General features: G+C 67.2%; 27 protein-coding genes, 1 tRNA gene and 1 pseudogene. 14 read left to right on the top strand and 15 right to left on the bottom strand.

The genetic code is table 11. The annotated features are described in order from the left end of the window. Window positions 1-17 precede the first annotated feature (17 nt). A complete protein-coding gene (locus tag JMT67_RS14795) occupies window positions 18-719 on the bottom strand; it encodes a helix-turn-helix transcriptional regulator (RefSeq protein WP_201463893.1) in 702 nt (233 codons plus the stop codon). A 338-nt stretch (window positions 720-1,057) separates the two neighbouring features. Here JMT67_RS14795 and JMT67_RS14790 point away from each other — a divergent pair, with 338 nt between their 5' ends. Further along, window positions 1,058-2,278 carry an RtcB family protein gene (locus tag JMT67_RS14790; RefSeq protein ID WP_201463892.1) on the top strand — a complete coding sequence of 407 codons (1,221 nt, stop codon included), beginning with the start codon at window positions 1,058-1,060 and terminating at the stop codon, window positions 2,276-2,278. A 41-nt stretch (window positions 2,279-2,319) separates the two neighbouring features. Here JMT67_RS14790 and JMT67_RS14785 read toward each other — a convergent pair whose 3' ends face one another. Then, window positions 2,320-2,991, bottom strand: coding sequence for a hypothetical protein (locus JMT67_RS14785; RefSeq protein WP_201463891.1), 672 nt, complete (start codon window positions 2,989-2,991; stop codon window positions 2,320-2,322). A 45-nt stretch (window positions 2,992-3,036) separates the two neighbouring features. After that, window positions 3,037-3,531, bottom strand: a complete 495-nt coding sequence (locus JMT67_RS14780) for a winged helix-turn-helix transcriptional regulator (protein ID WP_054765210.1) — start codon at window positions 3,529-3,531, stop codon at window positions 3,037-3,039. 146 nt (window positions 3,532-3,677) lie between these two features. Here JMT67_RS14780 and JMT67_RS14775 point away from each other — a divergent pair, with 146 nt between their 5' ends. Next, window positions 3,678-4,535 carry an acyl-CoA thioesterase gene (locus JMT67_RS14775; protein WP_201463890.1) on the top strand — a complete coding sequence of 286 codons (858 nt, stop codon included), beginning with the start codon at window positions 3,678-3,680 and terminating at the stop codon, window positions 4,533-4,535. Between the two features lie 120 nt (window positions 4,536-4,655). After that, window positions 4,656-4,931, top strand: coding sequence for a hypothetical protein (locus tag JMT67_RS14770; RefSeq protein ID WP_201463889.1), 276 nt, complete (start codon window positions 4,656-4,658; stop codon window positions 4,929-4,931). Here JMT67_RS14770 and JMT67_RS14765 read toward each other — a convergent pair whose 3' ends face one another. Genes JMT67_RS14765 through queC form a run of 3 tightly spaced genes read right to left on the bottom strand, consistent with a single transcriptional unit; the run spans window position 4,932 to window position 6,663 of the window. Continuing rightward, complete coding sequence (locus JMT67_RS14765) at window positions 4,932-5,300, bottom strand: 6-pyruvoyl trahydropterin synthase family protein (protein ID WP_054765207.1); 369 nt, start codon at window positions 5,298-5,300, stop codon at window positions 4,932-4,934. Then, complete coding sequence (queE, locus tag JMT67_RS14760; RefSeq protein ID WP_054765206.1) at window positions 5,300-5,935, bottom strand: 7-carboxy-7-deazaguanine synthase; 636 nt, start codon at window positions 5,933-5,935, stop codon at window positions 5,300-5,302. Before queE ends, JMT67_RS14765 begins: the two co-directional genes overlap by 1 nt. Next, a complete protein-coding gene (gene queC, locus JMT67_RS14755; protein WP_201463888.1) occupies window positions 5,932-6,663 on the bottom strand; it encodes a 7-cyano-7-deazaguanine synthase QueC in 732 nt (243 codons plus the stop codon). The genes queE and queC overlap by 4 nt, the downstream gene beginning before the upstream one ends. Before the next feature lie 232 nt (window positions 6,664-6,895). On the opposite strand from queC, the pseudogene JMT67_RS14750 reads away from it, so the two are divergent. After that, a pseudogene (locus JMT67_RS14750) lies at window positions 6,896-8,526 on the top strand (ATP-binding protein). A gap of 4 nt (window positions 8,527-8,530) precedes the next feature. Here JMT67_RS14750 and JMT67_RS14745 read toward each other — a convergent pair. Beyond that, complete coding sequence (locus tag JMT67_RS14745) at window positions 8,531-9,562, bottom strand: ligase-associated DNA damage response exonuclease (protein WP_201463887.1); 1,032 nt, start codon at window positions 9,560-9,562, stop codon at window positions 8,531-8,533. 79 nt (window positions 9,563-9,641) lie between these two features. Here JMT67_RS14745 and JMT67_RS14740 point away from each other — a divergent pair, with 79 nt between their 5' ends. The 5 genes from JMT67_RS14740 to JMT67_RS14720 all read left to right on the top strand — a co-directional run bounded on the left by JMT67_RS14740 (window position 9,642) and on the right by JMT67_RS14720 (window position 12,222). Continuing rightward, window positions 9,642-10,109, top strand: a complete 468-nt coding sequence (locus JMT67_RS14740) for a PaaI family thioesterase (RefSeq protein WP_182714949.1) — start codon at window positions 9,642-9,644, stop codon at window positions 10,107-10,109. After that, on the top strand, window positions 10,106-10,498 hold the full coding sequence (locus JMT67_RS14735; protein ID WP_182714950.1) for a PaaI family thioesterase: 393 nt from the start codon (window positions 10,106-10,108) through the stop codon (window positions 10,496-10,498). Before JMT67_RS14740 ends, JMT67_RS14735 begins: the two co-directional genes overlap by 4 nt. A 164-nt stretch (window positions 10,499-10,662) precedes the next feature. Beyond that, window positions 10,663-11,007 (top strand): hypothetical protein, encoded by a 345-nt coding sequence (locus JMT67_RS14730; RefSeq protein ID WP_054765200.1) that lies wholly within the window; start codon window positions 10,663-10,665, stop codon window positions 11,005-11,007. A 97-nt stretch (window positions 11,008-11,104) separates the two neighbouring features. Then, entirely contained in the window at window positions 11,105-11,545 is a 441-nt protein-coding gene (locus JMT67_RS14725; RefSeq protein WP_233455903.1) for a hypothetical protein, read from the top strand. A gap of 41 nt (window positions 11,546-11,586) precedes the next feature. Continuing rightward, complete coding sequence (locus JMT67_RS14720) at window positions 11,587-12,222, top strand: S24 family peptidase (protein ID WP_201463885.1); 636 nt, start codon at window positions 11,587-11,589, stop codon at window positions 12,220-12,222. Between the two features lie 126 nt (window positions 12,223-12,348). On the opposite strand, the gene JMT67_RS14715 is transcribed toward JMT67_RS14720, so the two are convergent. The 5 genes from JMT67_RS14715 to JMT67_RS14695 all read right to left on the bottom strand — a co-directional run bounded on the left by JMT67_RS14715 (window position 12,349) and on the right by JMT67_RS14695 (window position 16,028). Continuing rightward, a complete protein-coding gene (locus JMT67_RS14715; RefSeq protein ID WP_054765197.1) occupies window positions 12,349-12,819 on the bottom strand; it encodes an SH3 domain-containing protein in 471 nt (156 codons plus the stop codon). Between the two features lie 87 nt (window positions 12,820-12,906). Continuing rightward, on the bottom strand, window positions 12,907-13,284 hold the full coding sequence (locus JMT67_RS14710) for a hypothetical protein (RefSeq protein ID WP_054765196.1): 378 nt from the start codon (window positions 13,282-13,284) through the stop codon (window positions 12,907-12,909). Between the two features lie 60 nt (window positions 13,285-13,344). Then, a complete protein-coding gene (locus JMT67_RS14705) occupies window positions 13,345-15,018 on the bottom strand; it encodes a lysine--tRNA ligase (RefSeq protein WP_201463884.1) in 1,674 nt (557 codons plus the stop codon). A 39-nt stretch (window positions 15,019-15,057) separates the two neighbouring features. Then, on the bottom strand, window positions 15,058-15,528 hold the full coding sequence (locus JMT67_RS14700) for a hypothetical protein (RefSeq protein ID WP_201463883.1): 471 nt from the start codon (window positions 15,526-15,528) through the stop codon (window positions 15,058-15,060). Between the two features lie 44 nt (window positions 15,529-15,572). Continuing rightward, on the bottom strand, window positions 15,573-16,028 hold the full coding sequence (locus JMT67_RS14695) for a hypothetical protein (RefSeq protein WP_183218232.1): 456 nt from the start codon (window positions 16,026-16,028) through the stop codon (window positions 15,573-15,575). A gap of 114 nt (window positions 16,029-16,142) precedes the next feature. Here JMT67_RS14695 and JMT67_RS14690 point away from each other — a divergent pair, with 114 nt between their 5' ends. From JMT67_RS14690 to tgt, 4 genes are all read left to right on the top strand, one after another. Continuing rightward, complete coding sequence (locus tag JMT67_RS14690) at window positions 16,143-16,502, top strand: hypothetical protein (RefSeq protein WP_183218230.1); 360 nt, start codon at window positions 16,143-16,145, stop codon at window positions 16,500-16,502. Between the two features lie 50 nt (window positions 16,503-16,552). Continuing rightward, window positions 16,553-17,638, top strand: a complete 1,086-nt coding sequence (gene queA / locus JMT67_RS14685; protein WP_201463882.1) for a tRNA preQ1(34) S-adenosylmethionine ribosyltransferase-isomerase QueA — start codon at window positions 16,553-16,555, stop codon at window positions 17,636-17,638. Window positions 17,639-17,749: 111 nt separating this feature from the next. Beyond that, window positions 17,750-18,235, top strand: a complete 486-nt coding sequence (locus tag JMT67_RS14680; protein ID WP_152949813.1) for a hypothetical protein — start codon at window positions 17,750-17,752, stop codon at window positions 18,233-18,235. Beyond that, window positions 18,236-19,351 (top strand): tRNA guanosine(34) transglycosylase Tgt, encoded by a 1,116-nt coding sequence (tgt, locus tag JMT67_RS14675; RefSeq protein ID WP_201463881.1) that lies wholly within the window; start codon window positions 18,236-18,238, stop codon window positions 19,349-19,351. 4 nt (window positions 19,352-19,355) lie between these two features. Here the strand turns inward: tgt and JMT67_RS14670 are convergent, their stop codons facing one another. From JMT67_RS14670 to JMT67_RS14660, 3 genes are all read right to left on the bottom strand, one after another. Beyond that, on the bottom strand, window positions 19,356-19,901 hold the full coding sequence (locus JMT67_RS14670) for a hypothetical protein (protein ID WP_054765190.1): 546 nt from the start codon (window positions 19,899-19,901) through the stop codon (window positions 19,356-19,358). A 30-nt stretch (window positions 19,902-19,931) separates the two neighbouring features. After that, window positions 19,932-20,804: an ROK family protein gene (locus JMT67_RS14665; protein ID WP_201463880.1), complete on the bottom strand. Its 873-nt coding sequence runs from the start codon at window positions 20,802-20,804 to the stop codon at window positions 19,932-19,934. 27 nt (window positions 20,805-20,831) lie between these two features. After that, a tRNA-Lys gene (locus tag JMT67_RS14660) sits at window positions 20,832-20,908 on the bottom strand. Window positions 20,909-20,997: 89 nt separating this feature from the next. Here JMT67_RS14660 and JMT67_RS14655 point away from each other — a divergent pair. Beyond that, complete coding sequence (locus tag JMT67_RS14655) at window positions 20,998-22,089, top strand: CaiB/BaiF CoA transferase family protein (RefSeq protein WP_201463879.1); 1,092 nt, start codon at window positions 20,998-21,000, stop codon at window positions 22,087-22,089. The last annotated feature ends 70 nt before the right edge of the window (window positions 22,090-22,159 follow it).

The raw sequence follows: 22,159 nt of genomic DNA, 5'->3' as shown, positions 1-22,159 counted from the left end.
CCTGCTGCCAGTTCCTGTCAGCATGATCCTGCTTCCGCCCGTTTTTCCTGCGCCTCATGCCAGGTCTTCAGCAGGGCCTGACGCCGGGCGGGATAGCGGGCCTCCGTCACCTCCGCCTCGACGATCCGGTCGGTGCGGAAACTGCGGAAATCCTGTCGCAACTCGCACCAGGCCAGCAGCAGCCGCACCCGGTCGAAGAAGACCAGGGCGAAGGGCCAGACCACCCGTTCTGACGCCTTGCCCGCCTCATCGCGGTAACACAGCCTCAGCCGCCGCTCGGTGCGGATCGCCTTTCTCAACAGGGCGGGATCGACCAGATCGGTCGGAAACGGCGCCCCCGGCACGACCAGCAGGGCCGAGGTCTCCATCTCGTCGCGCAGATCCGAAGGCAGCACCGCCGCGATCCGCGCCAGCGCCCCCAGGGCGGCGTCCCGCATCCGCGCATCGGCCCGGTCCGCCACCCAGCGCGAACCCAGCACCAGGGCCTCCACCTCCTCCGGCGTGAACATCAGCGGCGGCAGCAGATAGCCCGGCTTCAGCACATAGCCGACCCCCGGCTCCCCCTCGATCGTCGCCCCCTGCGCCTGCAGGCTGGCGATGTCGCGATACAGGGTGCGCAGACTGACCCCCATCTCCTCGGCCAGCGCACGACCGCTGACCGGCCGGCGCCATCGCCGCAGGGCGTTCAGAAGATCAAGCAGGCGTTCGGACCGGGACACGACGCGAGCCTAGCAGAGATGCTGACAGAAAGCGGCAGCATCAGGTTTTTTGGGATCAGGGGTTGCCGCGCACCGCCTTGGCCGTGTATCCGGCCGCCTCCGAAGAAGAGACACCCATGTTCGCCCAATACGTCGCCATGAACGCGCCCAAGAGCTTGGACCGCCTGTCGGTCCAAGGCGAGGGCGCGTGCGTGAGGGGCGCATAGGGAGCAGCGGGTCTATCGACTTCGGCTTTCCAGAAACCCCTCCCGCTTCCGGCCGGAGGGGTTTCTTGCGTCTGCGGGGCTCCTTTTCTCGCCGGTCCGGGAGGATCACAGACAGAGAAGGAGACGCCGGCCATGCGTGGTTATGACGTAATCGAAACCCCGGACCATGTGCCGATCAAGGCCTGGACCCGAGGGGTGCCCATCGAGGATGCGGCGCTGAAACAGCTGAAGAACGTGGCCTCGCTGCCGTTCATCCACAAGCACGTCGCGGTCATGCCGGACGTGCACTGGGGCATGGGCGCGACGGTGGGGTCGGTGATCCCGACCGTGGGAGCCATCATCCCGGCCGCCGTGGGCGTGGACATCGGCTGCGGCATGATGGCGGTGCGGACCTCGATCCGCGCCGAACACCTGCCCGACGACCTGTCGGCCATCCGCTCCGCCATCGAGGCCGCCGTTCCGCACGGCCGCACCGACAACGGCGGGCGCAACGACAAGGGCGCCTGGGCGGCCGAACCGCCGGCCTCGGCGATCACCCGTTGGGCCGATCTGAAGGCGGGCTATGACGCCGTGGTGGAAAAACACCCCAAGGCGGCGCACCCGCGCGGCTTCGGCCACCTGGGCACCCTGGGCACGGGCAACCACTTCATCGAGCTGTGCCTCGACGAGGCGGGCGACGTGTGGGTGATGCTTCACTCCGGCTCGCGCGGGGTGGGCAACCGGTTCGGGACCTATTTCATCGAACGGGCCAAGCACGAGATGCGCCGCTGGCACATCAACCTGCCCGACCAGGACCTGGCCTATTTCCCGGAAGGGACGGACGGCTTCGTCGACTATGTGCGGGCGGTGTCGTGGGCGCAGAAATACGCGCGCGCCAACCGCGAGGTGATGATGGACAGCGTGCTCGGGGTGCTGAAGGCCTTCTGGCCGGATCTGGAGACGACGCAGGAGGCGGTGAACTGCCACCACAACTACGTCTCCAAGGAGAAGCATTTCGGCAAGGACGTCTTCCTGACCCGCAAGGGGGCCGTGTCGGCCAAGGACGGCGAACTGGGCATCATCCCCGGCTCGATGGGGGCGAAGTCCTTCATCGTCCGCGGCAAGGGCAATGCGGATTCGTTCTGCACCTGCTCGCACGGCGCCGGTCGGGCCATGAGCCGGACCGAAGCCAAGCGCCGCTTCACGATCGAGGACCACGTCCGCGCCACCGAGGGCGTGGAATGCCGCAAGGACGCCGAGGTGATCGACGAAACCCCGATGGCCTATAAGGACATCGACGCGGTCATCGCGGCCCAGACCGACCTGATCGAGGTCGTGCACACCGTGCGTCAGGTGGTGTGCGTCAAGGGATGACGGGAGCCGGTTTCACCGCAGGGTGGGGCCGGCTTTCGTCGTCAGGGCTCCGGGCGCCAGGTTACCCAGCGAGGCTCGCTAATGATGGGGGCGAAGGTGGGAGCCGGCGGATGCGGCAGACCATCATCCGCCCCTCGGAAAGTCACTGTCATCCAGTCCAACTGGGCCGTGTTTGTGTCTCCCGCAAAAATCTCAAGGATCGACAGACCCTCAGCCGGCCCAGGCCAAAATTGGCACCCCACAACGGCATTCAACTGATCAATGTGAAACCAGGACACATTGTCCGTTGCGGGTTTCGTCCAAGGCCAAGGTTGCGAACTTCTTATCGCAGTGACTCCGCCGGCGCCTGAATTGTAGCGGGAAACGACTTCCGCCTGCTCGAAATGTCGGCGTGCGGCGGCCTCCTGAGGACCGGCTCGATCAAGGAATTGTTCGATAGCGGCCAGCTCTAGTGTTGAAAATCCTGGACCTTGCTGGCTTTGAAGACGCGTTCTGGACCTCCAGCGAAAGTAGTTTCGAACAAACCTCTGCTGCCAAAACAGGAATCCCAAAGTCCAGCAGAACGCATAGAGGCCGAAAAACCAGGGAATGGCGGCGTTGCCGAAGGCGATCAGGACGCCGAAGCAACCACCGGCAAAGGTAAAGGCCGACAGGGCCAGCACGGTGTTCTGAACACGAGCCTTCCTTTTAGGACGCCGACTGAACTTGTCCAACCAAAGCCCCCTGTCCCGCTCTCAAACCCGTCCTCGACGGCCGCCCTAAGCCGCCTCATCATCCTTCGGCATCACATCCCCCACCGTCGGCCGGTTCTCCGCCCGCGTCAGCCGGATGTCCCTGGGCTTGACGATCTCGCCGCAGCAGCCGCAGGCGATGCGCGGGGTCAGGGTGGCGCCGCAGGTCGAGTGGACCATGTCGATGCCGCAGTCGGTCTCGCCATAGACGTGTTTGGCGCCCCAGCCGTGCAGGGTCACCAGAACCCCGTACAGATCCTTGCCCTTGGGCGTCAGCACATATTCGTTGCGCGGGGGCCGTTCGGAATAGGGGCGCGGCTCCAGCACCCCGTGCTGGACCAGGCTTTTTAGACGCGCGGCCAGGACGTTGCGCGCCACGCCCAGATTGTCCTGCCATTGCTCGAACCGGCTGACCCCGTTGAAGGCGTCGCGGATGACCAGCAGGGTCCACGGATCGCCGATCACCTCCAGGGTGGCGGCGATGGAGCAGCTTTGGCGGCTGTAGTCTGCGGTGCGTCCCATGCGACAAAAGTGACCCCGCGTCAGGCGGTTGGCAAGAGGGTTGCCAATCCGAACCGGCTCAGTCAGTCTTGTTTGGCAACGGACCTGCGCCCCCTCCAGAACGCAGCGCCTTCCGTCCCTTCTTCGCCTGACGCAGGATGGCGCCCATGGCCGATACGACCCACCCCATCTCCCTCGACGCCGCCCTGGCCTTTCACACCCTGGACGACGGCGGCCTTTCGGCGCCCGTTCCCGGTCATTTCTCCAACGGACCGTCCGGCCTGCCGCCGGAGAAGGGCTTTCCCTTCGGCGGCCTGCTGGCGGCCCTGTGCGCCCAGGCGATGCGCCAGGGCCTGTCCCTGACCGCGCCGCTGCGGACCCTGTCGGTCCAGTATCTGTCGGCGGCGCGGTTCGGCGAACAGGTCGCCTTTCGTCCCCGACTGCTGCGCGGCGGCCGCAATGTGATCTATGCGGCGGTCGAGGCCGAGCAGGACGGCCGCATGCCCCATCACGCCACCGGTACCTACGGCTTGGACGGCGACACCCCGCCGCTCGCCCCACTTCATCTGCCGACGCCCCCGCTGGACGGCCTGAACCCCGCCGCCACCATCCGGGGGCCGATGTCGCCCCACTTCGCCCAGCATGTCGAATACCGGTTCGACGGCGGGCCCAACATCCTGGGCGGCAATGCCGGCAAGCCGGTGATCGAACGCACCTGGATGCGGATGGCCGACCGCCGCCCGCTGGACGAGGTCGGGCTGTGCTATCTGCTGGACGCCCTCTATCCCCCGGCCTGGACCGCCTCCTCGACGCCCGCGCCCATGACCACCGTCGATCTGCGCATCGACATCCTGACCGACCCGACGCCTGAAACAGCGCCCGAGGGCTGGGCCTTCTTCGAGTTCCGGATGCTGGACCTGGGCCTGGGCTGGACGGTGGACGAGGCGACCGCCTGGGGCGCCGACGGAAGCCCGCTGGCGATCTCGCGCCAGCGCCGCAAACTGCTGCCGCAACGCGGCGCCTGACCTGAACGTCGCTCAGCCTCCGTTCATCATTATCAGGGACTATTCGAAATCTCTGGAGTAGGCTCCGGACGTCGCTGTCGTCGCCCCTATCCTCTCTTCCAAATCTCTGGTGTCTCACCCATGCGTCGCAGCCGTCTTATCGCCGCTTGTCAGACCGCCGTCGTCATGGGCGGAGCCTTGATGCTCCAGGGCTGCGTCGCCGGCGCCGTGGTCGGCGGAACCGCCGCCGTCGTGGGCGGCGCGGCCAAGGCCGGGGGCGCGGTCGTCGGCGCCGGCTTCGACGCCGTCACCACCTCGGACGAAGAAACCCGCGCCCGCCGCGAACGCGAACAGCGCGACTACGAACGCGAGCAACGCCGCTGCGAACAGCGCCAGAGGCAGGGCAAAAGCTGCTGACTACAGCGACAGCACGCACCGCTCGTTGATCGTCGGCCGCGCCACCTGCACCCGGCAAAGCCCCGGCCAGTCCGGCTTCAGGGTCTTGGCGAACCACAGGCACAGGTTTTCCAGGCTGGGCAGCTCCAGCCCCTCGTGCTCGTTCAGCATGCCGTGGTCCAGCTGCTCCGCCGCCGACTTCAGCGCCCGGTCCAGCGCCCCCAGGTCCGCGACCCAGTTGTGCTCGGCGTCCAGGGTCTCCGACCGGATCGTCGCCTCGACCGTAAAGGAGTGGCCGTGGACGCGACGATAGATGCTGCCCTCGGGTTCGTTGGGGAAGTGGTGGGCGGCGTCGAAGGTCGCCTGTTTGGTGATTTCGAAGACGGGCATTAGCGGACGCCGATGTATTTGTGGGTCTGGACGCTCAGGCGCCACTGGGGATGGGTCAGGCAATATTCGATGGCGGCGGCGGTGTTCTCCGCCTGGTCGGGGCCGTCCAGGGGCTGGAGCCAGAACCGTTCGAACGCCAGGTGTTCGAACCGCTCGGGCGGGGCCTTGGGCTGCGGATAGACCAGCTTCAGCTCCTGCCCCTTGATCTGGATCACGTCTGCGTCCGCCTTTGGGCTGACGCAGATCCAGTCGATCCCGTCGGGCGCCGCCAGGGTGCCGTTGCTCTCTATGGCGATCTCGAAACCGCGCGCGTGCAGGGCCGCGACCAGCGGCGCATCCAGCTGCAGCAGGGGCTCTCCGCCGGTGCAGACCACCAGTTTCGGATCGCCTTGCCGGCCCCGCCACATCGCGGCGACATGATCGGCCAACCCGTCCGCGGTGGCGAACTTGCCCCCGCCGTCCCCGTCTACGCCGACGAAGTCCGTATCGCAGAAGCTGCAGACGGCGCTCGCCCGATCCTGCTCGCGCCCGCTCCACAGATTGCAGCCAGCGAAGCGCAGGAAGACCGCCGGCCGGCCCGCCTGTCCGCCCTCGCCCTGGACCGTCAGAAAGACTTCCTTAGCCGAATAGGTCACGTCTGAGCGCCTCGGCCGGCGACCCATTCCGCATGCCCCGCCGCCCGCAACTCGCACGCGGGGCATTGGCCGCAGCCATAGCCCCAGGCGTGGCGATGCGTCCGATCGCCCTGATAGCAGGTGTGGCTGTCCTCAATGATCAGCTCGACCAGGGTTTCGCCCCCAATCCGATCGGCCAGTTCCCAGGTCTGGGCCTTGGTCAGCCACATCAGCGGGGTCTCGATCACCACCGGCTTGTCCAGTCCCAGCGACAGGGCCCGCGCCATGGCCTCCATGGTCTCGTGGCGACAGTCGGGATAGCCGGAATAGTCGGTCTCGCACATGCCGCCGACCAGCACCTCCAGCCCGCGCCGATCCGCCAGGGCCGCCGCCGCCACCAGGAAGATCAGGTTGCGCCCAGGGACAAAGGTCGTCGGCAAACCGCGCGCATCCATCTCAATCTTGCGGTCGGCGGTCAGCGCGCTCTCGGCGATCCGACCATAGCCGGTCAGGTCCACCACATGATCGTCGCCCAGCCGGTCGGCCCATTGCGGCAGGGCCGTCTTCATCCCCGCACGCACCGCCTGGCGCGCCTCCATCTCCACGACGTGACGCTGGCCATAGTCGAAGCCGACCGTCTCCACCCGCCCGAACCGCTCCAGCGCCCAGGCCAGACAGGTCGCGCTGTCCTGCCCGCCGGAGAAGAGAACCAGGGCCGATGTCGTAGACTTTTCCAGGATGACGCTCATGACGAATCTGCGGTCGGCCGGTCGGCCGCGCGCATGCACAAAGGGATGAGGACCTCAGATGGGTCGGGCGGGCCTTCTACACCAGACCCGCCCCCGGCGCAAAATCCTGAAACAGCCGGCGCCCGCCCCTGAGATGACACCGAGGGTACAGGCCGAAACTTTCTGATCCGGCTTAACTAATCGGCAAGCGCTACTGGTGCATATGGGAGGCGAGTAAGGAGTTCCAGGCAGTATGCCGACGATTGAGACCCTTTCAGAACAACCCGAGCCGGTAGGTCCGTCCACGCTCGGCTGCGAGGTTTTCGCCCGGTTCGAGCGCGAACCGGACACTTTGGTCATACCTGTCGTAGAGAACGACCGCCCCCTGGGCCTGGTGGAACGCACCACCTTCATACAGAAGATCGCCGGCCGCTTCGGCCACGCCCTCTACGATCTGCGCCCGATCACCTTCGCCATGGACCCCGAGCCGGCGGTGGTGGAAGGCGACGCTGAAATCGACGCCTTCAGTGAAATCCTGCTGAGGGGCGGTCCCGCCGCCCTGCTGCGCGGTTTCATCGTGACGAAAAACGGCCGCTATCACGGCGTGGGCACGGCTGCGACCCTGCTCCGCAGCGCGACAGACCGCCAGCGGCGCCACGAGGCGGAGTTGGCCAACCAAGCTGCAGCCCTCAACGACACGCGCGCCCAGGCCCTCATCGCCGCCCGCGCCAAGAGCCAGTTCCTGGCCATCATGAGCCATGAGCTTCGCACCCCGATGAACGGCGTCTTGGCCGTCGCCGAACTGCTGCGCCGCCAGCCCTTGAGCACGACGGCCCAGGCCCATGTGCAGACCATCGTCGAATCGTCCGAAAACCTGCTGCGCATCCTTCAGGACGCCGTCGACCTGGCCAAGGCCGAGGCGGGAGAGCTGGAGTTGACCCCCGTCGCCACCCCGCTGCGGGCCGTGATGGACGACGTCCAATCCCTATGGGAGCCGCGCGCCTCCCAGGACGGCGTGACCCTGCTGGTCGGCTACGAAGGCGACACGGAGCTGGCCGCCGTCATCGACGGAGTCCGCCTGAAGCAGGTGTTCAACAATCTGATCGGCAATGCGCTGAAATTCGCGCGCAATGGGGTGGTCGAGGCCGGGCTGAAGGCCTGGGTCGACGGCGACCAGGTGCGGATGGAGGCCCGGGTTCGCGACGACGGCCCCGGCGTCGACGCCGACCGTGTGGATTCCATCTTCGAACCCTTCGTCCACGGCTCGGGCCCGGACGGCGCCGGACTGGGCCTGTCCATCTGCCGCCAGGTCATCGAGCGTATGGGCGGTCGGATCTGGGCCGAGAACAACAAGGGTCGGGGCGCAACCTTCGCCTTCGACATCACCGCGCGCCGCGCCGCAGCGGTCGTCGAGCCCGCCTCCAATGTCTCCAGCCTGCCAGAACTCGATCTGAAGTCCGCGCCCCACGTGCTGATCGTCGATGACAACGCCACCAACCGCGTCGTGGCCCAGGCCTTGTGCGAAATGTTCGGCTGCAGTTCCGAACTGGCGGAGGACGGGCTGGAGGCGGTCCAGGCGGTTCAGGAAGGTCGCTATGATCTGATCCTGATGGACATCAAAATGCGCGCATGGACGGGGTCCAGGCGACCCAGGCCATCCGCGCCCTGGGCGGCGAGGTGGGACGCACCCCCATCGTCGCCCTGACGGCCAACGCCGATCCCGAAGACGCCAAACACTATCTGTCCGTCGGCATGGCCGCCGTGGTGGAAAAGCCGATCAAGCCCGAGCGCCTGCGCATGGCGATGAACGCGGCCCTCGTCGAGAACAAGGGCGAGGACGAGACGCAGACGTCGGCGCCGGCCCCTCGCCGGGCGCGGCGCTGATCGCTCAGTCCGGCCGGACCTCCAGCGTCTCTTCATCCTCCTCGTCATAGCCGACCAGGCGCAGCGCGCGCGCCTTCTGGCCGTTCAGTTCGGCCCAGCGCAGAAGCCCCTCCTCCCGGCCATGGGTGATCCAGGCCTCGTCGGGTTTCAGCTCCTCGAAGGTCGTGACCAGTTCCTCCCAGTCGGCATGGTCGGAGATGACCAAGGGCAGCTCCACCCCCTTCTGGCGGGCCCGCGCCCTTACCCCCATCCAGCCCGAGGCGAAGGCCACGACCGGATCGGCGAACCGCCGGGACCAGCGATCCTGCACGGCCGACGGCGGCGCGACCACCACCTCGCCTCCCAGCGCCCCCTTTGGGAGATCGCGCGTCGGCAGGATCGGCCCCAGATCGACGCCCTCGCGCTCATAGAGCGCGTTCAGCCGCTCCATGGCGCCGTGCACATAGATGGGTCGGTCCCAGCCCGCCTCACGCAGCGTGCGTATGATCCTCTGGGCCTTTCCCAAGGCGTAGGCGCCGACCAGATGGGCTCGGTCAGGAAACTGCGCCAGCGACCGAACCAGCCGACCGATCTCATCCTGCGCCGGCGGATGGCGGAATACAGGCAGGCCGAAAGTCGCCTCAGAGATGAAGACGTGACAAGGCACGGGTTCGAACGCCGGACAGGTCGGATCGCGCCGCCGCTTGTAATCGCCCGACACGACCATGGTCAGACCCTTCCAGCGCACCTCGACCTGGGCGGATCCCAGGACATGGCCTGCCGGAAACAGCCGCAGCTCGACCCCGTTGATCGCGGCCCTCTCTGCGTATTCGACCGCCTGCTCCCGCGCCGTAAAGGCGTCGCCGTAGCGCTCGGCCATGATGGCCAGGGTCTGGCGCGTGGCCAGCACGGCGCCGTGCCCCGCCCGCGCATGATCGGAATGGCCATGGGTGATCACGGCCCGATCCACGGGGCGCACCGGATCGACGTAGAAGTCGCCGGGCGGGCAATAGAGGCCGGCCGGCGTCGGATGCAGCAGATCTTCGGGTCGGATCATGGGGGCGTAACGCTCTCGACGCCGTCGGGTCGCCCCGTCATACAGAAGACTGTCACCGACTCCACGGACGCCCTTTCGCATGCACGACAGTTTCGTCGACGCCATCCTGCCACAACTCGCGGCGGGCGCCGCCCACACGGGCGCTCTGGGCTTCATCTTCGACGGGCTTCATGACGGCGCGCCGCGCATTCGGGTTCCCTGGCGGCCCGACCTGGTCGGCGATCCTGACACGGGGGTGCTGGCCGGGGGGCTGGTGACGACCCTCTTGGACCATATCGGCGGCCTGGCCGTCTGGACCGCCATGGACGCCTTCCACCCGATCGCCACCCTGGACCTGCGGGTGGACTATATGCGCGCGGCCCGGCCGGGCGTGGACCTTTTGGCCCAAGCCAGCTGCTATCGTTTAACCCCCACGATCGCCTTCGTGCGCGGCTGGGCGTTCGAGGACGATCCCGCCGATCCGGTTGCGGCGGCTCAGTCGGCCTATGTGCTGAACCGCTCGCGCAGCAGCACCAAGCCGGCGCCCGCAGGAGACCTCGGCGCATGAACGAGCTTCTGGATCGGCTTCCCTACGCCCGCTTTCTGAACCTCCAGACCCAGATGAACGGCGACGAGGTCACGGTGGTCATGCCCTTTGCAGATCAGTTGATCGGCAATCCGATGCTGCCGGCCCTGCACGGCGGCTCAACCGCCGCCCTGTTGGAAATGACGGCCATGGCACAGATCGCCCTGGCGTTTCCGAGTTCGCGCCTGCCGCGGCCGATCAACGTCACCGTCGCCTATCTCAGGACCGGCCGTCCGGTCGACGTCTTCGCCAGGGCCGAGATCAGCCGCGCCGGCCGGCGGATCGCTCACGTCCAGGCTGAGGCGTGGCAGGAAAGCCGGAGCCGCCCCATCGCCTCCCTGACCGCGCACTTCCTTCTGGAGGAATCCTAGCCTTTTCAAAGACTTTTGCTTGAGGCGAGGAAGGCCGCACGACGCACGCGCGCCAGAACGCCTCCCCGCTCAACATTGATCGATTAGGTTAACAATATTCTACCAGAAGCGGTTAAGCCGTGTTAGGATTCATCCATTGTAAACCTTGTTTGAGGGGCTTCCCAATGGACCGTACTGAAGTCATCGCCGGCGTGGCTGCTGATCTGCACGCCACGGAACACGCTATCGACGCCGCCATCGCTCAAGCGACGACGCTGGTTCAATCCTTCATCAGCGCGCGCGCCGACCTCTCGCTGTCGCCGGTCGCCGCCACGGCCTCGCAAGCCAAGGCCATGGAAACCATCGCCGCCCTCGCCGCCGCGCGGGAGTCCATCGTGGCGTGCCACGGCGAGTTGCAGAAGGACCATCGCCGCCTCGGCTTCGGAACCTACGCCGCCGGCCCGATCGGCAAGCCCGACGACTGGCTTGACCCGAAGGACACGCGCAATCATCTCCGCTCGGTTGCATGAAATTAAGTTAAGGTTAGGCCTCATTATCACTTAACCTAACATCGCCTACAGTCGCCCCCTTCGCGTAAAACGCTTGGGGGCGACAATTATGGTAAACATGATGTACGCCGTCATAGGCGCCGTCTTCATGGTCACGATGGCGCTTTTTGCGCTGCTTAAGGGCGGAAATACTGAAAAGGCGGGCGCCAGCGCATACCTGATGGCGTGGTTTGCTTCGCTTGTCGTCCAACAGGAATCGCCCCGCGCCGATCAGGCTCCCCACGGCGTCTTCTTCATCGACCTGATCCTGCTGGCCGTGTTTGCCGTTCTCGCTTTGAGATCAAACCGCGCCTGGCCCATATGGGCCGGAGCCATCCAACTTCTTACAGTCCTGTGCCATCTCATCCTGCTGATGAACGGCCGGACGCCGGTCAGCGCGCTGTTCACCATCATGAACCTGAACGGCTACCTCATCATCATCTCCATCACCGTCGGCACCTTCTGGGCCTGGCAGGAACGGAAGGCCGCGACTGAGCATCAGCTAGGTAGAAATTCCTAAGCTCTCACTCTAGGCTGGGCCGACTCATTGTCGGGAACGCCATGCCCCTGTCCCACGCCAAACTTTGGAAGGCCGTTGACGCCCTGGCGCGGCGCGAGGGCTTGTCGCCGTCGGGGTTGGCGCGGCGGGCCGGGCTGGACGCCACCAGTTTCAATCCGTCCAAGCGGTTCAGCGCCGGGGATCCGCCGCGGCCCCGCTGGCCCTCGACCGAGAGCCTGACCCTGGTTCTTCAGGCGGCCGGCGTATCCCTCGCCGACTTCGCCGCCTTGGCCGACGACGCGCCCGCCACCCCGTCGACCGTGCCCCTGCTCGGCCTGGCCCGCGCGGGCCTGGACGGCTTCTTCGACGAGGCGGGCCTGCCGATCGGCGACGGCTGGGACCACACCGAACTGCCGCAGGTCAATCCCACCACCTTCAGCCTGCGGATCAGCGGGGATTCCATGGCGCCCCTGTACCGCGAGGGCGACCGGGTGATCGTCGACCGGGGCGACCCAGCCGTGCGGCGCGGCGACCGGGTCGTGGCGCGTCTGACCTCGGGCGAGGTGGTGGCCAAGGAGCTGACGGCGCTGAACGCCCGCAGCGCCACCCTGTCCTCGATCAATCCCGACTATCCGCCGCGGGTGGTGCCCCGGCGCGACATCGAATGGATGGCCCGCATCCTCTGGGTCAGCCAATAAAAGACCCCGCCCGGCGAACCGGACGGGGTCTGGGCTCAAACGGCGAACCGCGAGCCTGGCGACCGTTCCAGCGGGATCGACGGGGGGAGGAACGACCCCGCTGGCGCGGTCTTTCGGGGCGCGACCTCAGCGGGTCACATAGTTGGCGTTCACCCAGCCGCCGCCGGCGATCTGGATCCAGTCGCCCTGGCGAGCGACGGCGGTGAAGGGCTGGCCGGCCGCCAGGCTGCCCGACTGACGGAAGCCGGTGCCGGGGCCGCTGCGGATCCGCAGAGTGGTTCCGGCGCGATAGGTGTTGGCGTTGGCCTCGGCTGCGACGCGGGCGCGCTGCTGGTTGCAGCCGATATAGGAGCCGGCCGCCGCGCCGGCGCCGGCGCCGACGATGGTCCCGGCCGTGCGCTCGTTCCGCGCCAGGTTCGAGCCGACCACCCCGCCGACGACTGCGCCGATCAGGGCGCCCGCGCGCTGGCGACCGCCGGGGGCGTCGCAGTTGGTCACGCCGTTGGCCTGGGCCTGGGCGGCCATGGGGGCTGCGGTTACCAGGGCGGCCAGAGCCGCAGCCGTGGCCAGACCCGTCTTCAGAAACTTGCTCGACATATTCATCTCCTGTCATCGGGTTTGCCGATGAGGGGAGAATGCCGAGCTGAACCTGAAGGCTCCCGGAGCTTCGCCGTTATTTTCCGTTCATCTTAAGGGACGCTCGGCGCGTCGGCGTTCGATCAACCGCCGCGCGGCCTCGACGTCACGCTCGACCAAGTGTTTGCGGCGCAGAAATTGGAAGTCCATCACCCGGGCCCACAGGTGCAGCAGCCGGTCCTGAGTGACGAAAACGGTCAGCGCCTCGACCGTGGGCGGTGCGCCCCAGGCCTGGGCCAGTTTCGACAGATGGTCCACCGTCGCATCGTCGGGCAGGGGCTGGCATTCGACGATCCAGTCCCAGCTGCACAGCTCCGGCCGCGCCTTGATCAGCGCCAATGTCGCCGTCAGCACCTTGTCTGCGGACCCGGCCGAAACCAGGTCCATCCACAAGATCCGCGCCTGTTCGTCGATCTCGTACTGCACGTCGCCTCCCCGGCCACGTCGCCATACAAGCCCTTCGCGGTTAAGAAATATTACCTTGCGTCAAGCCTGCGCCAGTTCGCCGCGCGCGCCCTTTTTGATCAGGTCGATCGTCTGCGGCAGGCCGTAGATGGCCGCAAAGGAGCCGAAACGCGGTCCCTGGCTGGCGCCCAGCAGCACTTCGTACAGCGCCCCAAACCAGGCTCGGAGCGGCTCGAACTCATGCGCCTTGCCTGCTGCATAGACCTCGTTCTGGATCAGCTCGCCGTCGGTCGTGTCCGCCGGCAGGGCCTTCAGCCGCTCCGCCAGGTCCTCCAGCGCCGCCTTCTCCTTGTCGTCCGGCAGTCGGTACGACTTCGAGGGCTTCACGAAGTCCTCGTAATAGTTCAGCGCATGGTCCATCAGCCGGTCCAGCAGCGGCTCGTTCTCCGGCGTGGCCTCGGGCAGATATTTGGCGAAATAGGCCCACAGCTGGTCCTTCGTCGAGGCGTTGGCCACCCCCACCAGGTTCAGCAGCAGGGCGAAGGACACCGGCGACGTATGGGTCGGCGGGTTGCCCGCATGGATCGACCAGACCGCATTGTCGATCCGTTTGGCCGGCTCTTGCGTCTTGTAGGCTTCGATAAAGGCCAGATAGTCGTCGATGGCGCGCGGAATGACGTTGAAGTGCAGGCTCTTGGCCGACTTCGGCGACTGGAACATGTACCAGCTCAGGCTCTCGGGCGTGCCGTAGCGCAGCCATTCCTCCATCGTCAGGCCGTTGCCCTTCGACTTCGAAATCTTCTTGCCCTCGATGTCGAGGAAGAGCTCGTAGTTGAAGCCTTCCGGCGGCGTCCCGCCCAGGGCGCGACAGATCTTGCCGCTCTCGCGCACGCTCTCGATCAGATCCTTGCCCGACATCTCGTAATCGACGTCCAGGGCGGTCCAGCGCATGGCCCAGTCCGGCTTCCACTGCAGCTTCACATGGCCGCCCGTGACCGGCAGCTCGGTGCGCCCGCCCGCCGGATCGTCGAAGACGATGGTCCCCTTTTCGACGTTCCGCTCAAGCGTCGGGACCTGCAGCACATGGCCCGTAATCGGGCTGACCGGCAGGAAGGGCGAATAGGTCGCCCGCCGCTCTTCGCCCAGGGTCGGCAGCATGATGGCCATGACCGCGTCGAACCGCTCCAGCAGGGTCAGAAGCGTCGCGTCGAAGGCGCCGGACCTGTAGGTCTCGGTCGAGCTCATGAACTCATAGTCGAAGCCGAACGAGTCCAGGAACGCCCGCAGCCGCGCGTTGTTGTGCGCCCCGAAACTGTCGTGCGTGCCGAACGGATCGCGCACCCGCGTCAGCGACAGGTTCAGGTCCTCGCGCAGCATCTCGGGGTTCGGCACCCCTTCCGGCACCTTCCTGAGGCCGTCCATATCGTCCGAAAACGCGACCAGCCGCGTGGCCCAGTGGTCGCCGGTCAGGGCGCGGAAAGCGTTGCGCACCATGGTGGTCCGCGCCACCTCGCCGAAGGTGCCCATGTGCGGCAGGCCCGAGGGCCCGTATCCGGTCTCCAGCAGCACCGGCTTCTGCAGGGCCTCGAACTTCGCCAGGGCCTCGTCGGCCTTGCCCGCGTCGATCAGCGCCCGCGCCTCGGCCCGCTCGCTCTCGCCCAGCCGTTTCTTCAGCACATGGGCCAGCAGATTACGGGCTTGTTCGAACGGCCAGGACTTGGCCTCGCGGGCGAGGGTTTCGAGGTTCTGAAGCATGGCGGCGGTTTGACTTGTCCCGCCCCCCGGGTCAACGGCTCAACGACGTCGGCCGGTCGCCATCGCCACCACCGCCGCCCCGGCCGCCACGATGAGGGCATCCTCGATCAGACCGCTCTTCGTCTGCCCGATCCGCGCCATCGCCTTTTTCCGCCCGGCCAGCCCCAGATAGGCCAGCGGAACCGCCGTCCCCACCGCAAGCGCCGCGCCGAGCTTCTCGCGCCCGCGCGGCGCCAGGGCCGAGCCCGCGATCCCCGCGCTCATCACCCGCGCCAGCAGGCCCAGAAAGACCGTCCGGTCCGGCGCCGACTTCATCTTGTCGCCGAACAGTTCACCTACGCCCATGGCCAGGCCGCCGAACCTGAACAGCGGGTGATCCAGCACGACCAGCCGCCCCGGCGTCTTCCGATGCGCCAGCCGCGCGCCGACGATGGCCGCCATGGGCGTCATGGACCTAGCGCTGGCGACGGCGCCGATGAGGACGGACGGGAGGAAGGCTGTAAGCTGCATCTCCCCTTAACTCGAAGCCGGTGTTCGGGTTCACACCCGATGCTTCAGCGCCTGACTCTCGTGATCGGAAGGCGTTCCAGCTGGTTCAGGAAAACCTCCAGATGCTGGGAATGCGACGCCACCGCATCGCGAACCTCGGGCCGGTTGAGGTGGCGGGTGTCGACCATGACGCCGCCGTCCTCCGTCCGGCTGGCCAGACCGAGGACGCAAAGTTTTTCAACATGTCGGCGCGTCGTCTCGACGGACATGTTCAAGGACCGCGCTAGGGCTGACAGACTGACCGGGCGACGGAGATCGTCGGGCAGAAATTCAGAGCCCATCAGCGCAACATGCCTGTGCATGTTTCGAACATGCTGGGCGCAACCTTGGGCGGCGGAGACGAAGACCAAGGCCGTAACGGGATCGCCCCCGGCGACCTCCTTGTACAGCAACATGAATCTGAGGACGTAATCGACCCCGGCCGCCAGTCGCAGCCTTTCCCATGCGCCTTCAGATAACATGCGAACATGGTGCTTCAGCCAAGAGGTGAAGTCATCTCATTTTGAGAAACCCAACTCTAGCGCGTGACCAAATAATTGCGCCATTGCCCGCCCCACGTTTTCTCGGGGGATAAAATGGGCGCGAAACTGATCAATCTGAAGGCGAGGCGTTCGGGCGCGCGCATCGAACGGCTGCGGGCGACGGACCCCGTCGTCGTGGAGATCGTCTTGGCTCTATGGGAATTGGGCGGGCAAGCTCACCGTCAGACGGTCGCCGACCACGTCCTGCGCGGACGAGGCGAGATGGGGGTCATCCGCCACGAGGATCGTGCGCCCATCTATCAGGCCATGAACAGCGTCTTCTCAAGCGGCGGTTCGGGCTGGATCGCTCCAGCCTTCGGCGAAACGAGCTATCGTTGGGTTTTGACGGACTCCGGTCAGCAACTGTTCCAGACCGCGCGGCCGCCGAAGCGTTCGCGGGCCGCCGCGGGCTGACGGTTCCGGGGGTTGACCCCTGTCCGCCCCCATGGCCTTTGCGCCGCCTGATGAAGACCGCCGATTTCGACTTCGACCTGCCCGAGGACCGCATCGCCCTGCGGCCCGCCGATCCGCGCGATTCCGCCCGCCTGCTGGTGGTGAAGGACGGCGCCCTGGACGACCGGATCATCCGCGCCCTGCCCGACTTTCTTCAGCCGGGCGACGCCCTGGTCTTCAACGACCCCCGCGTCATCCCCGCCCGCCTGTCCGGCGTCCGCACCCGTCCCGGCCCCGAGGGAGAGACCCTGACCGTCGCCGTCGAGGCCACGCTTCACCATCGCGACGCCCCCGACGTCTGGTCCGCCTTCATGAAGCCCGGCAAGCGGATCAAGCCGGGCGACCGCATTCGCTTCGGACAGGGAGCCGACGCCGCCTGCGACCTGGGCCGTCTCGACGCCACGGTCACGGCCAAGGGCGACGACGGCCTGATCACCCTGAAGTTCGACCTGTCCGGCCCGGCCCTGGACGACGCGATCCGCGCCGTCGGGGTCATGCCCCTGCCCCCCTATATCGCCGCCAAACGGCCCGAGGACGACCGCGACCGCTCGGACTATCAGACCGTCTTCGCCGAACACGACGGCTCGGTCGCCGCCCCTACGGCGGGCCTGCACTTCACGCCCGCCTTGCTCGACGCGATCCGCGCCCGGGGCGTCTCGACCCACGCCGTCACCCTGCACGTCGGCGCCGGCACCTTCCTGCCGGTCAAGGTCGAGGATGTCGCTGAACACCGGATGCACAGCGAATGGGGCGAGGTCTCGCCCGAGACCGCCGCCGCCCTGAACGCCGTCCACGCCGCCGGCGGCCGCATCGTCTGCGTCGGCACCACCTCGCTGCGCCTGCTGGAATCCGCTGCGACCGAGACCTGCGAAATCCGCCCCTTCCACGGCGACACCGCCATCTTCATCACCCCCGGCTACCGTTTCCGCGCCGTGGACGTGCTGATGACCAACTTCCACCTGCCCAAATCGACCCTCTTCATGCTGGTCAGCGCCTTCGCCGGTCCGGAGACGATGAAGGCCGCCTACGCCCACGCCGTCGACACCGGCTACCGCTTCTACTCCTACGGCGACGGCTCCTTGCTGTTCCGGGCCTGAAAACCCCACGCCGCCGGCGCGAACCTTCTGCTGAGGCGGATCGAACCGCTTGTCCTGTGGCCTTCCGGCGCGCGAACCCTTAAATGCCGTCCTCTGACGAAAGAGACTTCCGTGACGCCTGACGACGCCGAGCTTGATCTGCCGCAAGAGCTCCGCGACGGCCTGATCGCCGTCGGAGAGGCCGCGCGCGACCTGGACCAGCCCTGGTGGATTTTCGGCGGGGCGGCGATGGCGCTTTACGGCCTGACCGACATCCATGTGCCGGACATCGACGTCCTGTGCGCCCCGCGCGACGCCCGCGCCCTGCTTGCCGCCTTGGGCGGCCAGATCGTGCCCGACCCCGGCGAGGGTCTGTTCCGCTCCGCCGTCTTCGGCCGCGCGCATGATCAGTCGATCCTGATCGAGGTCATGGCCGGGCTGGAGGTGCGCGACGGCGGCGACTGGGCGGACGTCCAGTTCGGGTCGCGCCGGCCGGTGTTTATCGACGACACCCCCCTGTTTGTCCCCGATATCCGGGACCACATCGCCCTGTACCGCCTTTTCGGCCGTCCCAAGGATCTGGCGCGCGTCGAACAGCTTGAACGACTGATCGCCTGAATGCCCTTTCCTTTTGACATTGCGGCCGTCGAAGGCCGCGCGCGCACCGGCGTGCTGAAAACCGCCCGCGGCGAGATCCGCACCCCCGCCTTCATGCCCGTCGGCACCGCCGCCACGGTCAAGGCCCTGACGGTGGACCAGGTCAAGGCGACCGGCGCCGACATCATCCTGGGCAACACCTATCACCTGATGCTGCGCCCCGGCCCGGAGCGGATGGAGCGTCTGGGCGGCCTTCACAAATTCATGGGTTGGGACAAGCCGATCCTGACCGACTCGGGCGGTTTCCAGGTCATGTCCCTGGCCGGCATTTCGAAGGTCAAGGAAGAGGCCGTGACCTTCTCCTCCCACATCGACGGCTCCAAACACGTCCTGACCCCCGAACGCTCGATCGAGATCCAGTCCGACCGGATCGGCGCCGACATTTCGATGCAGTTGGACCAGTGCGTCGCCTATCCGGCCGAGAAGGACGCGGCGCGAAAGGCCATGGAGCTGTCGATCCGCTGGGGCGCCCGCTCCAAGGCCCGGTTCGGCGAGCGGGAGAACCAGGCCCTGTTCGGCATTCAGCAGGGCTCGACCTTTGAGGATCTGCGCCGCCAGTCGTCCGAACAGCTTCAGGAGATCGGCTTCGACGGCTACGCCATCGGCGGTCTCGCCGTCGGCGAAGGCCACCAGGCCATGTGCGAGGTCTTGGACTATGCGCCCGAAATGCTGCCCGCCGACCGGCCGCGCTATCTGATGGGGGTCGGCAAGCCGGTCGATCTGGTCGAGGCGGTCTGGCGCGGCGTCGACATGTTCGACTGCGTCCTGCCCACCCGCGCCGGCCGTCACGGCCAGGCCTGGACCTGGGACGGCCCCTTGAACCTGAAAAACGCCCGTTTCGCCGAGGATCAGGATCCGCTGGACCCCACCATCCCCTGTCCCGCCTCCTCCGCCTATTCGAAGGCCTATCTGCACCACCTGATCCGCGCCGACGAAATCCTCGGCAAGGTCCTGCTCAGCTGGCACAATATCGCCTTCTACCAGGCTCTGACCGCCGCCATGCGCGCCGCCATCGCCGAAGGCCGCTTCGAAGCCTTCCGCCGCGACTTCCACGCGCGGCACGTGTCGAACGGATAAGCTCCTACCGTCTCGGGCGGAACCAGCTCGGCGCCGCCGGCGGGGCGCAGTTCCTCTGCATGCCGATCCCCTTCAGAAAGGCGCGCCGCATCCGCCCCGCCTGTATGGCCGACTGCACATGGCGGCTGTGCTGTTCCGCCCCGCTCAGTCGACGAATCCAGCTGCGGCCCGGAATAAAGTCGGTCGTCGTGCCGCGAATGGCGTCCAGCGTCGCCTTGGCCGCCGCATCGGCCGCCTGTTCGCTGCGATAGGAGCCGTCCTGGCGCGGCGGCTCGTCCGTGTCGGGCCCCAGGGCCTCGTCCAGCCGCGCCACCTCGGCGCCGATGGTGGTGCACTGGTTCAGATTGCGCAGATCATAGGGATTGGCCTCGGCCTGCAGGAGGACCGTCGGAATCAGCTGGCGACGCAGATTGAAGTCCTCCAGCGGCGCGGTGACCGCGTCTCCCAGCCCCGCGCCCACCTGCTCGGCCCCGCTCATGGCGGAACGACCGGCGTTGCAGCCGGCCAGCACGAGAAGGGCGGCGAGGACAGGCCACTGGATCAGCTTCATGCGGCCCTTAGACCACGGATGCCGCTCCGATCAAAACCCCTGGATGGATTCCCGCGCCATCAGCATGGCCCCATCCAGCCCGGCGTGTCCGCGCTCGGCCGCAACCAGATAGCCGCCCTCGCCCATCACGAGCGCCGCGCCATAGCCGTTGACCCAGCGCCGCGCCGCCGCCTCGACCTCGGCGATCAGGCCGGACGTCGACATCACGCCGCCGCCCATGACGATCCGGTCGGGCGCCCAGGCGAAAACCAAGCCGGCGATCATCTGGCCCAGATAGTCCGTGACCACGGCCCGAACCGCATCCACTTCTTCCAGCCGACGCCCCGCCAGCCGCACCTGCACCGCCGGTCCCGCCGCCAGCCCCTCCACACAGTCAGCATGAAAAGGGCAGGCGCTGACCTGGGCGTCGCCCGAGAGGCGCTGGACGAACAGATGGCCGATCTCGGGATGAAGTGCGCCTTTCAGGGTCTGGCCGTCCACACACAGCCCGCCGCCGATCCCGGTGCCGACGGTGACATAGGCCACAGCCCGCGCCCCGCGCCCCGCGCCCAGTCGCGCCTCCGCGACGGCGGCGGCGTTGACGTCGGTGTCCACGACGAAAGGGGTGTTCAGCCGCTCCGCCAGGGTCTTCGCCAGATTGAACCCGGTCCAGCCCGGCTTGGGCGTCGCCAGCATCAGGCCGCGATCCTGCGAGGCCGGATCGACCACCAGGGGGCCAAAACTGGCCACGCCCAGTCCCGAGACCGCCCTGTCGCCCGTCGCGGCGATCAGGGCCTCGACCGCCGCCTCGGGCGCGCCACTCGCAAACCGTCCCTGATCCAGCACCGCCCCGGCCGCATCCTCGACCCGCCACACGATCTTGGTCCCGCCGGTTTCGACGGCGAAGAAGACGGGCTGGGACATGGGGAGGCTCCTCCGAAGGGAGAAATATGGTACGTCCTCTCGGGCTCGAACCGAGGACCCTCTGATTAAAAGTCAGATGCTCTAACCAACTGAGCTAAGGACGCACCGCGCGACGTTCGGGCCTGGCCCAAACCGTCGAAGGGCGCCTTCTGTTGCAATCCGCCCTTCCGGTCAAGACCGGGTCTGCTACTCAATGCATATGAAACCGCTGAACGGACTTCGCATCCTCGAATTCGACGGACTGGGGCCCGTCACCTTCGCGGGCATGATGCTGGCCGACATGGGGGCCGAGGTGCTGCGCCTCACCCGCTCGGAAGCGGCGGGTTCGGCCGTCTTTTCCGAGGTGGGCGGCGCCGTCCTTCACCGCAATCGGGCCGCCGTGCCGGTCGATCTGAAGTCGGCGTCGGACCGGCGCGGGGTTCTGAGCCTGATCGAGTCCGCCGACGCCGTGATCGAGGGTTTTCGTCCCGGCGTCATGGAACGTCTGGGCTATGGCCCGGCCGATCTGCTGGGCCGAAACCCCGCCCTCGTGTTCGGTCGGATCACGGGCTGGGGACAGAGCGGCCCCTTGGCCCAGGCCGTCGGACACGATCTGAACTACATCGGACTGACCGGTCTGCTTCACGCCATGGGGTCGCCGGACCGACCGCCGACGCCGCCCTTGAATCTGGTCGGCGACTACGGCGGCGGGGCGATGATGCTGGTCGTCGGCGTTCTGGCGGCCCTGCTGGAGGTCCGAACCACCGGGCGCGGACGCGTCGTGGACGCCGCCATGACGGACGGGACCGCCCTGCTGGGCGGCCTGTTCCACGCCCTGCGCGCCCAGGGCTTGTGGAACGACCGCCGCGGCTCCAACCTTCTGGACGGCGGCGCGCCCTTCTATCGGTGTTACATCTGCCGGGACGGCGGCTATGTGGCGGTCGCGGCGCTGGAGCCCCGCTTCTATCTCGCCCTGCTCTCGGGTCTGGGGATCGACCCCGCCGAAGCGCCTCAGTACGACACCTCCGCCTGGCCCGATCTCCATCTTCGCTTCGCCGCCCTGTTCGCCGCCCGGAACCGTGACGACTGGGCGGAGCATTTCGCGGGGACGGAGGCCTGCGTCACCCCCGTGCTGAGCCTGGGCGAGGCGCCGGCTCATCCGCACAATCAAGCCCGTGGGACATTCGAAGACGGCGCCCCGGCCCCGGCGCCCCGCTTCGACGACCAGCCCTCTACGGTCGCAAATCCGCCGCCCCTTCCGCTCGACGCGGCCATACTGCGCTGGGGGGGCTGCGAACCCAGATGACCGAAGGCGTTTTCGGCGCTATGGAACGGAGCCGCGCGACAGACGTTGCAGAACCAACCCAGGGGAACCG

The sequence above is a fragment of the Brevundimonas aurantiaca genome (assembly GCF_904830995.1).
GTDB classification, from domain to species: Bacteria; Pseudomonadota; Alphaproteobacteria; order Caulobacterales; family Caulobacteraceae; genus Brevundimonas; species Brevundimonas aurantiaca.
This window is presented reverse-complemented; position numbering and strand designations above follow the sequence as displayed.